This is a genomic window from Arsukibacterium sp. UBA5043 (assembly GCA_002415085.1).
Classification (GTDB): domain Bacteria; phylum Pseudomonadota; class Gammaproteobacteria; order Enterobacterales; family Alteromonadaceae; genus Alishewanella.
Genome location: DIBV01000012.1, coordinates 1 through 14196, shown reverse-complemented (window position 1 = coordinate 14196; position 14196 = coordinate 1). Strand labels below are relative to the sequence as shown.

12 protein-coding genes and 1 riboswitch are annotated in these 14196 nt (G+C 50.1%); of the genes, 8 read left to right on the top strand and 4 right to left on the bottom strand.

Annotated features, from left to right (window positions below):
- The 4 genes from B2Q61_RS11155 to B2Q61_RS11140 are packed head-to-tail and all read left to right on the top strand — an operon-like array spanning nucleotide 1 to nucleotide 5247.
- The gene (locus B2Q61_RS11155; protein WP_290616172.1) at nucleotides 1-1308 is read left to right on the top strand and encodes an ABC transporter permease; all 1308 of its coding nucleotides are present in this window, start codon (nucleotides 1-3) and stop codon (nucleotides 1306-1308) included.
- Between the two features lie 11 nt (nucleotides 1309-1319).
- Nucleotides 1320-2504 (top strand): FtsX-like permease family protein, encoded by a 1185-nt coding sequence (locus B2Q61_RS11150; protein WP_290616174.1) that lies wholly within the window; start codon nucleotides 1320-1322, stop codon nucleotides 2502-2504.
- A 3-nt stretch (nucleotides 2505-2507) separates the two neighbouring features.
- Nucleotides 2508-3833 carry a sigma-54-dependent transcriptional regulator gene (locus B2Q61_RS11145; protein WP_290616176.1) on the top strand — a complete coding sequence of 442 codons (1326 nt, stop codon included), beginning with the start codon at nucleotides 2508-2510 and terminating at the stop codon, nucleotides 3831-3833.
- A complete protein-coding gene (locus B2Q61_RS11140) occupies nucleotides 3814-5247 on the top strand; it encodes a sensor histidine kinase (RefSeq protein ID WP_290616178.1) in 1434 nt (477 codons plus the stop codon). Before B2Q61_RS11145 ends, B2Q61_RS11140 begins: the two co-directional genes overlap by 20 nt.
- Here the strand turns inward: B2Q61_RS11140 and B2Q61_RS11135 are convergent.
- The gene (locus tag B2Q61_RS11135; protein WP_290616180.1) at nucleotides 5222-5548 is read right to left on the bottom strand and encodes a DUF1840 domain-containing protein; all 327 of its coding nucleotides are present in this window, start codon (nucleotides 5546-5548) and stop codon (nucleotides 5222-5224) included. The two genes, B2Q61_RS11140 and B2Q61_RS11135, sit on opposite strands and share 26 nt — an antisense overlap.
- Before the next feature lie 114 nt (nucleotides 5549-5662).
- Between B2Q61_RS11135 and glpK the strand changes: the two genes are divergently transcribed.
- The 3 genes from glpK (at nucleotide 5663) to B2Q61_RS11120 (ending at nucleotide 8515) form a co-directional block, all read left to right on the top strand.
- On the top strand, nucleotides 5663-7165 hold the full coding sequence (glpK, locus tag B2Q61_RS11130) for a glycerol kinase GlpK (RefSeq protein ID WP_290616182.1): 1503 nt from the start codon (nucleotides 5663-5665) through the stop codon (nucleotides 7163-7165).
- Between the two features lie 54 nt (nucleotides 7166-7219).
- Entirely contained in the window at nucleotides 7220-7855 is a 636-nt protein-coding gene (gene pcp / locus B2Q61_RS11125; protein WP_290616184.1) for a pyroglutamyl-peptidase I, read from the top strand.
- A gap of 89 nt (nucleotides 7856-7944) precedes the next feature.
- Nucleotides 7945-8030, top strand: a riboswitch (cyclic di-GMP riboswitch).
- A 113-nt stretch (nucleotides 8031-8143) separates the two neighbouring features.
- Nucleotides 8144-8515 carry a DUF3718 domain-containing protein gene (locus B2Q61_RS11120; protein ID WP_290616186.1) on the top strand — a complete coding sequence of 124 codons (372 nt, stop codon included), beginning with the start codon at nucleotides 8144-8146 and terminating at the stop codon, nucleotides 8513-8515.
- Nucleotides 8516-8576: 61 nt separating this feature from the next.
- On the opposite strand, the gene B2Q61_RS11115 is transcribed toward B2Q61_RS11120, so the two are convergent.
- Nucleotides 8577-10127 (bottom strand): cation:proton antiporter, encoded by a 1551-nt coding sequence (locus B2Q61_RS11115; RefSeq protein ID WP_290616188.1) that lies wholly within the window; start codon nucleotides 10125-10127, stop codon nucleotides 8577-8579.
- Between the two features lie 185 nt (nucleotides 10128-10312).
- Nucleotides 10313-10573: a DUF1289 domain-containing protein gene (locus tag B2Q61_RS11110; RefSeq protein ID WP_290616190.1), complete on the bottom strand. Its 261-nt coding sequence runs from the start codon at nucleotides 10571-10573 to the stop codon at nucleotides 10313-10315.
- A gap of 123 nt (nucleotides 10574-10696) precedes the next feature.
- Between B2Q61_RS11110 and B2Q61_RS11105 the strand changes: the two genes are divergently transcribed.
- Complete coding sequence (locus B2Q61_RS11105) at nucleotides 10697-13870, top strand: amidohydrolase family protein (protein WP_290616192.1); 3174 nt, start codon at nucleotides 10697-10699, stop codon at nucleotides 13868-13870.
- Between the two features lie 141 nt (nucleotides 13871-14011).
- Here B2Q61_RS11105 and B2Q61_RS11100 read toward each other — a convergent pair.
- The coding region (locus tag B2Q61_RS11100; protein WP_290616195.1) for a hypothetical protein at nucleotides 14012-14196 on the bottom strand (185 nt) is incomplete at its 5' end.

Genomic DNA, 14196 nt, shown 5'->3' with positions numbered 1-14196 from the left:
ATGGATAATCTATTACATAGCTTTAGCCTGGCGGTTCGCAATATTAAACGTGCACCGCTGCCCTATTTGCTGACCATTTTAATTTTAAGTCTGGGGCTTGGCATGTTTTTCTCCAATGCCACCCTGTATTACTGGCTGAACCACGATCCGCTGCCGCATAAAAGCCATAGCCTGTTTCATCCGCAGATAAACGCCACGCTGCAACCCTGTGATACCTGTACTTCACCTACCAGAGTGCTGAGTTATCAGGATGTCAAAAAACTCAGTAGCAGTGGCATTCCTTCAGCTCAGGCAGCGATGTTTCAATCAGCCGGTTATGCCCGCCTGCCGGGTAAGGCCGACCAGAGCCCAACCCCGGTTAGGCTGCGGGTGACCCAGCGGGATTTTTTCAGCCTGTTCGACGTCCCTTTTTTACATGGGCAGCGCTGGGCCGATAATACCGCCAGACGTGAGCTGATCCTCAGCAAAGCGACTGCCGAGCGGTTTTTTGGCCGAAGTAATGTGCTGGGTGAAACGCTGCAGTTGGGCAATGAATTATTCACGATAAGCGGTGTTTTACAGGAGTGGGACATGTTGCCAAGGTTGTACGATGTCGCCAATGGCCTGGCCAGTAGTCAGTCAGCCGATATCTATCTGCCGTGGGAAACAGCCTATGACCTGGGGATCAAATCTAATACCACTACCATGTCGCGGGATAGCCGTGATTACAGTGAAAACTTTGCCGTTAATGGCCGTGAAGGCGATTTTTATCAGGCGCAGTTCTGGGTGCAGCTCGACTCGCCTGAGCAGGTAGCCGCTTATCAGCAATTTATGCAGCAGTTAGTGCAAAGTGAAAAAGAAGCCGGCCGTCATCCCCGCCCCGAAGCTAACCGGTTGACTAATATCCTGGATATTACGGAGCACTTTAATGCCCGTAACCGCCAGCTGGATGCATTTGCGCTGGTATCACTGCTGTTTTTACTGGTCTGTTTGTTTAACGCCAGTCATTTATCTCTAAACCGTTACCTTGCCAGCCAGTATGAGTTTGGTTTGCGCCGGGCACTTGGCTGCAGCCGCGGTCAGTTACAGCAACTTATTCTGGCCGATGTCGCTGTCAGTGCCTGCCTGGCACTGGTGCTGTCACTGGCGGTGGCAGCTGCCGCCATGACATTAATTGCCAGCCTGCTACCCGCAACCCGCAATCTGACCAGCTGGAACCCGGTTATGGTAATAACAATGGCTGGCACCGCATTAACTGCCTGCTATCTGGTAACTTTATACCCAGCCCTTCGCGCCTCCTTTGGCAGCTTAAACCGTCAGCTGAAATAACGGAAATGATCATGAGCATATCCTTACTGTTTAAATCTTTGCTGCAACGTAAAGTCATCACTGCCTTGCTGCTGGTGCAGTTAACCCTGACCCTGGCACTGTTAAGTAATAGTGTACTGCTTAGTACCCAGGCTTATCAGCTGAGTAATCAGCCGACCGGCCTGCAACTGGACTCAACGCTCGCAATTGAACTTAAACCGACTGATGACAACCTGATTGTGCATCCGGCACTGGGCGAACTTATCCAGCGTCAGCTCGCTGCGCTAAAACAGATCGCCGGTGTCCGTTATGCGGCTTTCAGCAACCAGACACCACTCATATTTGGTGGCACCAATGGCAATGTTTATATTGAAGGCAAAGAAGACACTACTAATGTTGATATGGTGCCCTATAACTTTGCCGAAGCAGAATTGTTCGATACGTTGCAAATGACCCTGTTACATGGCCGCTGGTTATCTGCCGAAGATAAAAACACCGATAACGTAGTAATAACCGACAAATTGGCTAAACAACTATTCAGCGAAAGCCATCTGGCCATCGGCCAGCAAACAAATGGCGGCACCATAGTCGGGGTGGTCGCCGATATCATGTACCAGCGTTTTGCCAGTGATCAGTATTACGGCCTGTTTTTTAACCGCGATTTAAACCGGGCCGACTATGGTTACCGCTTGCTGTTGCAGGTAGACGCTAAGGCGGTAGACGCCGTGCGCCAGCAAATTAACAGCAGCCTGCGCCAGGTTGAACCGGAAATTGATATTCAGCAGGTGGTGAGCTTGCGCCAGCTGCATCGGGATTATTTCGAGCAGGAACGTGGTCTGGCTATTTTACTGTCGGTATTAAGTGGCCTGATGCTGGTTGTTGCGATGATTTCAGCATACAGCCATGCGCTGTTCCACGGAGTACAGCAGCAAAATGAAATTGGGGTTAAACGTGCGCTGGGGGCCAGTAAACAGCGGATCCTGCTGGAGGTACTCAGCGAAAGCTGGCTGACAACCGGCATGGGCGCGGCAGTTGGCTTACTGGCCAGCTATCTGTTGCAACAGCAACTGGCCACCGTGATTTCGTTACCTGCGTTGCCGCTCTGGCTGCCGCTTTGTGGTGCGTTGATGCTTCTGCTTTGTGTCACCATTGCAACATGGTATCCTGCGGCGATTGCTACCCGGGTCTCTCCGGCCACTGCCACTAAAGCGTTATAAACTATGCTTAAAATATTGGTAATTGACGATAACCAGCCGATCTGTCAGGCCCTGCAAACCTTGTTTTCGCTGCAGGGCTATCAGGTATTTTGCGCCAGCGAACCGGCGCTGGCCTGGCAGAAACTGGCCAGCAATGACATTGATTTAGTGCTGCAGGATATGAACTTCAGTGCCGGTGAGATGCATGGCGATCAGGGCAAAACGCTGTTTTATCAGTTACGTCAGCACTATCCTGATCTGCCAATTGTATTAATGACCGCCTGGACTCAGCTGGATATGGTGGTGGAACTGGTAAAAGCCGGCGCCACCGATTATATCGCTAAGCCCTGGGATGACCAGCGCCTGTTGCTGACGGTGGCCAATGCCCTGAAGTTAAAACAGCTTGCTGTGCAGCAGCAACGGCTCGAGCGCGAACGCCAGGCCGCGTTTGCCGGCAAAGAGCTATGCAACATGGTATTTGCCAGCAGTAAAATGCAGCAACTACTGCAAATGACCCTGCAACTGGCTCCGGCCAATGCCGCCGTGTTGATCACCGGCCCCAATGGCGCCGGCAAAGAAGGCATTGCCAATGTGCTGCATGCCAATTCACCACGCAAAAATAAGCCATTTATCAAAGTAAACATGGGTGCCCTGCCAGGCGACTTAATGGAAGCCGAGTTATTTGGTGCTGAGGCCGGAGCCTACAGTGGTGCCAGTAAAACCCGGATAGGTCGTTTCGAAGCCGCAGATGGCGGCACCCTGTTTCTGGATGAAATTGGTAATTTGTCGCTGGCCGGCCAGGCCAAACTGCTGCGGGTGTTGCAAACCGGTGAATTTGAACGTTTAGGCTCCAGTCAGACCCGCCACACTGATGTCAGAGTCATCAGCGCTACTAATAGCGATTTAACCGCGGCAATCAGCCGGGGTGAGTTTCGCCAGGATTTGTACTACCGGGTCAACGTCGTGCAACTGCAAATACCGGCGCTGTGCGAGCGGCCGGAAGATATTCCGGTGCTGGCCCGTTATTTTCTGGCCGGTAAAAAAACGCTTAGCCGCGCTGCCGGGCAGCAGCTGCAAAGTTATAGCTGGCCGGGTAATGTGCGGGAGTTACAAAACGTCTGTCAGCGGGCGCTGCTGCTAAGTAGCAATGCTGAAATTCAAGCCGATGAGCTGGGCCTGCCTGATAACCCCATCACAGCAAAACGTTCGCTGGACGACATCGACCGGCTCCAATTAGAGCAGGCGTTATTGCAGGCTGGCGGTGTGGTATCGCGGGCAGCAAAACAGCTGGGGATCAGCCGTCAGGCGCTGTATCGCCGTATGGAGTTTTATGGCATCGCAACCCCATGAAGTGATACCTGAACCAGCGCCTGAACCAGTGTCTGAATCAGGGCAGGAACCACTGCTCTCGCGCGGTACGCTGCGGTTATCCAGTCGCGGCCGTCTGGCATTGTGTTGTTTGTTGCTAACCGCACTGGCCCTGGCTGCGCTGGCCCAATTTTATACGTTAAATATACGGTACAGTGCGGCAGTTATCGCTACAGGCGCCGGGCTGTGGCTGCTGCTTAGCTGGGCCATTGCGCCACTGCGCCGGGAAATTCTGGCACTTAATCTGCACGCCCAGAACTTGCAGGATGGCAGTTTTAATACCAGCGCCAATCAGCTTAATGTTAACGAGCTTAAACCACTGGCAAACCGCTTAACCAGCATGTCGGCGCAACTGCGTACCGAGCGCGCCAGTCTTTATCAGCGGGAATTGTTGCTCGATACGGTACTGCAAAGCAGCCCGACTGCTTTTATTCTGACCAACCATACTGATACGGTGTTAATGGCTAATCCGGCTGCCTGCCAGCTGCTGCATCAGGGTAAAAAATTTAATGGCAGTAAATTATTCAGCCTTAGTAACCTTAACCCGCAGCTACATCAGGCAATGGCAGCTAAGCAACAGGGGTTACTCCGGCTCGATAGTAGTGTCCAGTCGGTCTGGCATTTATCGGTAAGCCAGTTTCAGTTAAACCAGCAACAACACTGGTTATATTTGCTTAAACCGCTTACCCGGGAAATTCAGCGCGAAGAGCTTAACGCCTGGAAAAAACTACTGCGGGTTATTGGCCATGAATTAAATAATACCCTGGCGCCGTTATCGTCGCTGGCTTTCTCCGGCAAGCAAATTGCTGAGCGACAACAGCAAGCCGACTTATCTCAGTTGTTTGACACCATTAGCGAACGTTGCCTCCATTTAAACCAATTTGTCCAGGCTTACATTAATTTTGCTAAATTACCGCCGCCACAACTCACCAACGTAAACTGGCCGCGCTTAGTTAATCAGTTACAGGATCAGTTTGAGTTTGAACTACTCGGCGACTTACCCAGGCGCGACTGGCTGGCCGACTCGCAGCAACTGGCCCAACTGATGTTAAATTTATTAAAAAACGCCCACGAAAGTGGTTCTGCGCCAGACCATATCAGCTTGCGTTTTTTTGAGCTGGCCAGTGAGTTACAGTTGCAAGTCAGCGATGGTGGCGGTGGTATTGCCCAGCAATTACTCGATCAGGTACTGATACCCTTTTACAGCAGTAAACCGCAAGGTTCAGGCATTGGCCTGACCTTATGCCGGGATATTGCCGAAGCCCACGGCGGCAGTATCAGCTTACGCAACAGCACCGTAGTGGCAGGCAGCCCCGCGGTCAGTGGCCTGGAAGTAACCGTGCATCTGCCTGCTGTTACTGACCAGGAAACTATTGCCACATCAGTCCGACATTAGCCTGCTGGGCTTTATGCAACAGTTTTAGTAACGGCTGTGCCCTTTGCTTTAAACTAACCTTCTGTGGCTTGTCGTCTTCATCCTGCTGCGTTTTTCCGGTGCCTGTTTGATTATCACTGGCCACTTCATCATCATCCAGCTCTGCCAGTGCTTGCTGTAACCGGGTTAATGCTGCAGGCACATCATCAGCAAACATGGCGCTCGGTACCTTGTTGTCCCGGCCCATCATTTTCAGCAGCTGCAAGCCAACATTGGTATGGTAATCAACATCTCTGCTGGCTTTGCTTTTAAAGGTAACCATAGTATTGCTCCGTTAATAATATTGCACTGTTATTAATAGTATTGAGCTGTTAATAGTAATAATCCGTTATTTGCTGCTACTCTGACACCAAGCATAACCTACTTTTTTTATTTTATGGCAAACAACACCAACTCTGACTACATTCTGGCAATTGATCAGGGCACCACGTCCAGCCGGGCCGTTATTTTTAACCGGCAAATGCAAACCGTGGCCACTGCACGGCAGGAACTGGCACTAAGTTATCCGGACTCTGGCTGGGTTGAGCAGGACCCGGAACACATCTGGCAAAGCGTACTAGATTGTATTACCCAGGCGCTTGCCAGTGCAGGTTTAACGGCTGCTGATATTGCCGCCATTGCCATCAGCAACCAGCGGGAAACCACTATTGTCTGGGATAGGGAAACCGGCCAGCCGATAGCCAATGCCATTGTCTGGCAGGACCGTCGCACTGCCCCTTATTGCCGCCAGTTACAACAGCAAGGAGCCGAGGCCACAATAAGTGAAAAAACCGGGTTGCGGGCCGACCCGTATTTTTCGGCCAGTAAAATTAACTGGTTGCTGGATAATATTCCGGATGCCCGCAGCAAAGCCAATGCAGGACAACTTTGCTTTGGCACCGTAGACAGCTTTATTTTAGCGCGGCTAACGGCGGGCAAAGCGCATGCAACTGACGCCAGCAATGCCAGCCGCACGGCACTTTACAATCTGAGCAGTCAGAACTGGGATCCGGAATTACTGCAATTGTTTGCTATTCCCGCCAGTATGTTGCCTGAAATCAGAGACAGTGCCGGCTTGTTTGGCATCAGTTCAGTCGCAGTGCTCGGTGCAGCAATTCCGGTGATGGCGATGCTGGGCGATCAGCAGGCGGCTTTACTGGGTCAGGCCTGTATTAGCCCGGGTATGTTAAAAAGTACCTATGGCACCGGCTGTTTTGCCATGGTCAATACCGGGTCCACGATTATCCGCAGCAATAACCAGCTGCTATCTACCCTGGCCTGGCAACTGAATGGCAAAGCTACTTATGCGCTTGAAGGCAGTATTTTTATGGCCGGCGCTACCGTGCAGTGGCTGCGCGATAAACTGGGGATTATTAACCAGGCCAGTGATACTGAGCCGCTGGCAGCGCAGAGCCATTATCAGCAATCTGAATTACTGATCCCGGCCTTTACCGGCCTTGGCGCACCTTACTGGCAGCCTGAAGCAAAAGCCGCGCTGTTCGGCATGACCCGGGACACCGGCAAAGTACAATTAGCGACGGCGGCGCTTTGCGCAGTAGCCTACCAGAGTGCTGATTTACTGAATGCGATGCACCAGGATGGTATTGACGTTGCGCAGCTGCGGGTCGATGGCGGCATGACGGCTAACAGCTGGTTTTTACAGGCCCTGGCCGATTTATGCCAGCAACAGGTGCAGCGCTGTAACACCACTGATGCCACAGTATTGGGTGTCGGCTTTTTAGCCGCGGTCAGCCTCGGGTATTTTGAAGACATCTCCGCCATCAGCCAGCTGTGGCAGGCTGATCAGCAGTATAAGCCGCAAATGAGTGGTAGCGAGCAAGCACAGTTATACACGCGCTGGCAAACAGCAGTTGCTGCAGTGCTGAGCCAGCAGCTATAGTAGTAGCTAAATAACAGTAATAACTAAACAATACTGATAACAGAGGTAATAAAGATGGCAAAGGTATTGATCACCGGCTTCGAGCCCTTTGCCGGCGAAACACTGAATCCGTCATGGCAGGTAGCCAGTGCCCTGCACGGCTGGCAATTAGATAACGAGGTCACAGTACACGCGGTAAAACTGCCCTGCGTATTTAAGCAAAGTCTGCTTACCCTGGAGCAAGCCGTTAATCAGTTACAGCCCGTGGTGGTGATTATGCTTGGCCTGGCAGCCGGCTGCAGCCAGCTTATGCTGGAGAAAATCGCCAGCAATTTTATTGATGCCGCAATTGCCGATAACGCTGGTCAGCAACCCCGTAATGCCCTGACCGCCTCGCATGGCCCTGCAGCTTACTTTAGTAATCTGCCCCTGAACGCCATGATCCGCGCCCTGCATTTACAACATATTCCGGCCCAACTGTCATTGTCTGCCGGCAGTTATGTTTGTAACCATAGCTTTTACGGCCTGATGCACCTGATTAAAAATCAATACGCCAGTATCAAAGGCGGATTTATTCATTTGCCTTATTTGCCTGAGCAGGTACTAAGTAAGCCTGGCACCGCCAGTATGGCGCTGGCAACGCAGGTAGAAGCACTGAAAATTTGTATTGAAGTGAGTTTGCAGCAACAAGCTGATCAGCTAATTGCCTGATAAATTTTGTCAGGTTGCTGAGTTTTAAAACGGAAAAAAATTTTTAAATTAAACGCTTGCATAAATTTTAAGCATTCCTTATGATGCGCGCATTCGAAAGGCAAGTCATCTGAAAAGATGATCACGCAAAGCTTCAGGTCTAACGGGGAAACCCTATGATAGCTGGGCTGCCGTCGCAAAAATGCGATGTTTTATTCTGTTTCGTCCAGAGTTAAACGCAGACCTTTCGTGTACCGCAACCCAGGTTGCTAACAATGATCGTCAACTGACTCAATTCGGAGCTTGAATATGAAAACCAAAATTATCGCTTTAGCCGCTGTTATCGCTGCCACCTCTTTTGTAAGCACTCCTGTTGTCGCCAACGATCAATTAGCTATGTCTATTTGCTCCTATGTTGCAGCAGATAGTCGTAACAACCTGCGTAAAGTTTTAAGTGACAACCGGATCCGTCTGTCAGCGGTGTATAACGGTGTGATATGTGATGGTTTACCATTAGTGCGTCATGCCATTAAACACAACGCCAATGAAACGGCTGAGTTTATGATTAAGCAACTACCAGGTAGTGTGGTTGCTGCCTCTGGTGATGCTGAGTGGGCACAAAGCAACGGCTTTGCTGCATCACCTGTTATTAACGCCATTAAAGAGCGTAGCGCCAGCTAAACTGCGTCGTAAAATTTATCAGTTTCCCCATAAAGGCGCCTTATCGGCGCCTTTATCTTTGTCAGACTTTGCTGCTAAAACACTGTTGTTTGACGTGTTCGGCAATCCCCACTCCGGCTTCAGACATCGTTAAATAGGTCTCATCAGCTCCAGCGGCAATAATATTACGGGCCTCGTCATTGTGCATACTGTGAGAAACAATAAAGCCATTAAAACCCGACGCCCGCAACTTTTTAGCGGCAATAACCTTAGCTTCTACGTCATTCATGCTGAGGATCACCGCTTGTACATTGCCGTAGTCCAGCCCTTGCCAGAACACCTGATCTTCAGCATCAGCATAAAAGATATTGATCCCCTGTTGTTGATGGTCAGCAACCTTTGCCGGATCGGAATCCATGGCAATAATTTTTCTGCTGGCTTTCAGATAATTATAGGCTGAGGTACCCGTGCGCCCCATACCCATAATAAGCACATCAGCATCGCCTAATGACACTGGCTGCTCATCCGGATGATGAATATTGCGCTCTAACTTCAGCAACCGATTACATAAACGCTCGTATAGTGGATGGGCTAAGCGATTTAATGGCGCCGAAATAACAAATGAGATGGCCACGGTTAATGCTAGCGGTACCAGCCATTCGGGTAACACCACACTTGCCACAATTAAACCGAACTCACTGTAATTAGTCAGGCTCAGGCTGGCAAGAAAGGCACTGCGGGCACGGAGCTTAAATAGCACCAATAACAAGAAAAACAAGATGGCCTTAAGTGGCAATATAAGGGTCATTACCCCGGCAAATAGCCAGGCATTGGCATCCGGCAAGCCATCGATTCCAATTTGTAAGAAGAAACCCACCAGAAAAAACTCTTTGATACTCCACAGCGATTTTGACAACTCGCCGGCTCGCGGATGTTTTGCCAGCATTGCCCCAAATACCAAAGCGCCAAGTTCAGAGCTTAATCCCACCAGCTCAAAGCCCTGTCCGCCCGCTACCAGCGCCAGCAATAAACCAAACAGGATCAGCAGATCTTCATGACCGCTGGCATCCAGCAATTTAAACAACAGGGGCCGAAGCAGAGGTAACGCAAACACCAGCAGGGCCCAGGCCGACGGCACCGTGCCGCTGGCCAGGCTCATGACCAGTAGTGCCAGTAAATCCTGAACAATAAGAATACCAATTGCTACCCGGCCGTGAAATGCCCGTAGTTCCCGCTTACTCTCCAGTACCTTGGCCGCCAGCACCGTACTGGAAAACGCTAAGGCTATGGCCAGCATCAATGCCTGATACCAGCTAACCTCAAAGATAAATAGGACAGCTGGCAGGGTCAGCAAAATCGATAAGCCAAAATGCAAGGTGCCGCCACCCAGCACCTCCGCTTTTGCCAGGCTGCGCACGTTTAATTTTAAACCGACGGTAAACAGTAGCAGCAGAACGCCAAGATGCGCCACATGGTGAATAATCGACGGTCCATCCGCCGGCAGGTTCATTTCACTGGCAGTAGCGGAAATAACAAAACCTGCCAGCAGGTAGCCAATCAGTGGCGGCAACCCAATTAGTCGCACCAGTAAGCCCAGTGAAAATGCAAATCCTATCCAGACAGCTTCAAGCATCGTTATTCCTAATCTTGCCTATATTCATTATGATGATAACTAAATATCCGAAACCGTTGTTAATGTGGATCATCAATATCGGTTCTTCCTGGCGACGTTTAAACATCCTATTATTGGTCCTTTGCACCCACTCGTCGCAAGTACGGTGCCCCCCCATGGGTTAGCCAGCTGGCATAGTGTATCCTTTATTTTGCCCGAACCAGGGCTTTTGCCGCCTGCCACTCAGCCTGAGTAATAGCCGTTGTTGCTTCAGCAGTAACCGGCTGTTGCTCTGCTTTTGCCTTTCTCTGAGCAACCTTTTGTAATATAGCGTAATTTTCAGCGTCTGAACGCCTGTTCCAGTCAACAATTTCAGTGATGTGCCGATAACAGCCCACACATAACTTTTCACTGTTTAAGCGACAACAAGCGACACAAGGTGATTCTGGCGCAGGCAACCCGGACATATTCTATCGACTCCTTCAGCACTCTGGTCGTATTGAATGCAACCAGAGCTTAACTTTATCAGCGCTTTATGCCAATCTGGCACAGTACATAACTATAACGAAAACCGCCACGGGAACCTACCAATGACGAAACTTAAACCTTGTTTACTGGCGCTGGCTATTGCCAGTGTGACGCTGCAAGCCGACGAAAAAGCTCCAAGCTGGGATGTTAATGCACCACAAGGCCAGTTCGAAACTGTCGATATCAACGTGCAGCAAGGCAGTTGGATGAACATTACGGTTAGCCCGGACGGCAAAACGCTGGCGTTTGATTTATTAGGCGACATTTACACCATGCCCATTGCCGGTGGCAAAGCCACTGCCCTGACCAATGACATTGCCTGGAATATGCAGCCGGTATTCAGCCCGGATGGCAAGACCATTGCCTTTACCAGCGACCGCGACGGCGGCGATAATATCTGGCTAATGAATGCCGACGGCAGCGAGCCCCGTGCCGTGACCAATGAAACCTTTCGTTTGCTGAACAGCCCGGCCTGGAGCCCGGACGGCCAGTTTATCGTGGCACGCAAACACTTTACTGCCAGCCGCTCGCTGGGCGCCGGTGAAGTATGGCAATACCATGTTAGTGGCGGCAATGGCGTCATGCTAACCGAGCGGCAAAATGATCAGAAAGATTTAGGCGAACCTGCGTTTTCTACTGATGGCAAATATATCTATTTTTCCCAGGATGATACGCCAGGCAAAACCTTCCACTATAGTAAAGACTCAGAGTCTGGCATTTATGTCATTAAACGATTCGAGCGCGAAACCGGTAAAATTGAAGAGCTACTGGGGGGCGCCGGTGGTGCAATTCGTCCTACGCCCTCACCTGATGGTAAATATTTAGCTTATATCCGCCGGGTAGATTTTCAGAGCACCCTGTTTTTATATGATTTAGCCAGTGGCGAACATATTAAACTGTACGATGGCCTGGACCGCGACATGCAGGAAACCTGGGCCATTCATGGCGTATACCCTACCCTGAGCTGGACACCGGATAATAAAGACTTACTGTTCTGGGCCGGTGGTGACATAAAACGGCTGAATATTGCCAGTAAAAAAGTGGCTACCGTGCCGTTTGAGGTAAAAACCAGCAAACAGATCCAGACTGCGCTGCGGGTAAAACAGGATTTAGATAGCAGCGACGTTGACGTGAAAATGCTGCGTTTTGTCAAAGTATCTCCCAATGGCAAGCAGGCAGTATTTACCGCCCTGGGCCATTTGTATATCACAGACTTAAACGACCCGAAACCGCGCCGGCTAACCAAGCAAACGACCGATTTTGAATTTTATCCCGAGTTTTCCCGCGATGGTAAAGAGCTGGTTTATGTCAGCTGGAACGATCAAACTCAGGGCGCGGTTAACCTGCTGAACCTGCGGAACGGCCGGGTAACGAAACTGACCAGCGAACCGGGAAAATATATAGAGCCAACCTTAAGCCCGGATGGCAAAACCGTGGTATACCGTAAAATTGGTGCCGGGCGATTATTGCCAAGACAATGGTCACTCAATACCGGCCTGTATAAAATCAGCAGTCGCGGCGGTGACAGTGAACTGATCGCCCGCAATGGCTATGCGCCGATGTTCGGCAGCGACAATAGTAAGGTGTACGCCATGGATTTTGGCAGCTCACCCAGTTTTATCAGTATCGATTTACAAAAGCATAGTCAGAAAACCTTATATACCGCCAAATTTGGCACCGAATTTAAATTATCGCCCAACGGTAAGTATCTGGCATTTGCTGATCGGTTTAAAATATTTGTTACCCCCTTTATTGAACGGGGTAAGGCCATTGATATCAGCGGCAGCGATAAGCAACTGCCGGTAAAACAACTGTCAGTTCGTGCCGGTGAATATATCAGCTGGAGCGGTGACAGCCAGAATCTGTACTGGAGCCTGGGGCCTGAGTTATATCATGCCAGCATTAATGGCTTGTTCGAGCACAGTGCCAAAAGTGATGATTTTAAAGTAGAAAACGGCATTAATCTTGGCTTCAAATTTCCGGCAGATATTCCACGAGGCACAGTCGCCTTTGTTGGTGGTCAGGTGCTAAGCATGAAGGGCGATGAGGTCATTGCCGATGGCGTAGTTATTGTTGAAAATAATAAAATCAAAGCGGTAGGTAATCGTAGCGATGTCGCCGTACCAAGCAATGCCAAAGTATTTGATATTACGGGCAAAACCATCATGCCAGGGATATTCGACGCGCATGCCCATGGCAGTCAGGGTAATCAGCAAATTACCCCGCAGCAAAACTGGCAAAACTACGCCGGCTTAACCTTTGGTGTTACCAGTATTCACGACCCGTCAAATGACACCCGCGAAATTTTTGCCGCCAGTGAAATGCAGCAAGCCGGCCAGATTGTCGGGCCGCGTATTTTCTCAACCGGCACCATTTTATACGGTGCAGAGGGTGCCGGTTATACCTCGCATATTGATAGTCTGGATGACGCTAAATTTCATTTAGAACGTCTGCAAAAAGTCGGCGCGTTCAGTGTTAAAAGCTACAACCAGCCACGGCGGAACCAGCGCCAGCAGGTGGTGCAAGCTGCACGTGAACTGGGCATGATGGTGGTACCGGAAGGCGGCTCGTTAATGCAGCATAACTTAACAATGATTGTCGATGGCCACACCACCATTGAGCACGCACTGCCGGCAGCAAAAGTGTACGACGATATTAAACAACTGTGGCAGGCCAGCGGCACGGCTTATACCCCTACCCTTAACGTGGCCTATGGCGGTATCTGGGGCGAGAACTACTGGTACGACAAAACCGAGGTATGGAAACACCCGCGGTTAAGCCAGTATGTACCAATGGACGTATTAGCCCCGCGCAGTATGCGCCGGCCCACTGCGCCAGAGCACCATTACAACCATTTTGAAGTGGTAAAAACCGCTAAGCAATTACAGGATATCGGCGTAACTACCAATATCGGTGCCCATGGTCAGCGGGAAGGTTTAGGTGCCCACTGGGAAATCTGGATGTTTGCTCAGGGCGGTATGAGCCCGTTGGAAGCACTGAAAACCGCGACCATCAACCCCGCTAAAACCTTTGGTATGGACCATCAATTAGGCACTATTGAACCGGGTAAACTGGCAGATTTAATCGTTATCGATGGTAATCCGCTGGAGAATATCCGGGTAAGCGACAAGGTAATCTACACCATGGTAAATGGCCGCTTATTCGATGCCGCCAGTATGAATGAAATTGGCCTGCGTGAACGCAAGCGCCAGCCATTTGAGTTTGAACCAAAGTAACCGTTAGCAGCTAGCTATTAACAACAAAAGCCTCTGCTATGCAGAGGCTTTTTTATGCCTTATATTCTAGTGCGCCCCCCCCCCTGTTTTCTGCTCCTTTATTACTGATTAAATCAACAGTAAACCGCTCTGAGTTTTTTATCAGCAACTCGCGGGTTCTAATCCCGTATTTTGCAGAAGTAAAAATGTATACAAGAAAAAAACGCTTGATTTACATTCAGGTACAAGAATAGACTCAGGCAATAAAATAAACTCAAAGAAAATACCAGCAGCAACTTGCGGGCACAGATCCTTTGAATAAGCTGTTCTGTCTCGCCGGAAGCTCG

Coding starts and splice junctions, on each gene's coding strand:
- B2Q61_RS11155 (WP_290616172.1), top strand. CDS start 1: ATGGATAATCTATTACATAGCTTTAGCCTGGCGGTTCGCAATATTAAA.
- B2Q61_RS11150 (WP_290616174.1), top strand. CDS start 1,320: ATGAGCATATCCTTACTGTTTAAATCTTTGCTGCAACGTAAAGTCATC.
- B2Q61_RS11145 (WP_290616176.1), top strand. CDS start 2,508: ATGCTTAAAATATTGGTAATTGACGATAACCAGCCGATCTGTCAGGCC.
- B2Q61_RS11140 (WP_290616178.1), top strand. CDS start 3,814: ATGGCATCGCAACCCCATGAAGTGATACCTGAACCAGCGCCTGAACCA.
- B2Q61_RS11135 (WP_290616180.1), bottom strand. CDS start 5,548: ATGGTTACCTTTAAAAGCAAAGCCAGCAGAGATGTTGATTACCATACC.
- glpK (WP_290616182.1), top strand. CDS start 5,663: ATGGCAAACAACACCAACTCTGACTACATTCTGGCAATTGATCAGGGC.
- pcp (WP_290616184.1), top strand. CDS start 7,220: ATGGCAAAGGTATTGATCACCGGCTTCGAGCCCTTTGCCGGCGAAACA.
- B2Q61_RS11120 (WP_290616186.1), top strand. CDS start 8,144: ATGAAAACCAAAATTATCGCTTTAGCCGCTGTTATCGCTGCCACCTCT.
- B2Q61_RS11115 (WP_290616188.1), bottom strand. CDS start 10,127: ATGCTTGAAGCTGTCTGGATAGGATTTGCATTTTCACTGGGCTTACTG.
- B2Q61_RS11110 (WP_290616190.1), bottom strand. CDS start 10,573: ATGTCCGGGTTGCCTGCGCCAGAATCACCTTGTGTCGCTTGTTGTCGC.
- B2Q61_RS11105 (WP_290616192.1), top strand. CDS start 10,697: ATGACGAAACTTAAACCTTGTTTACTGGCGCTGGCTATTGCCAGTGTG.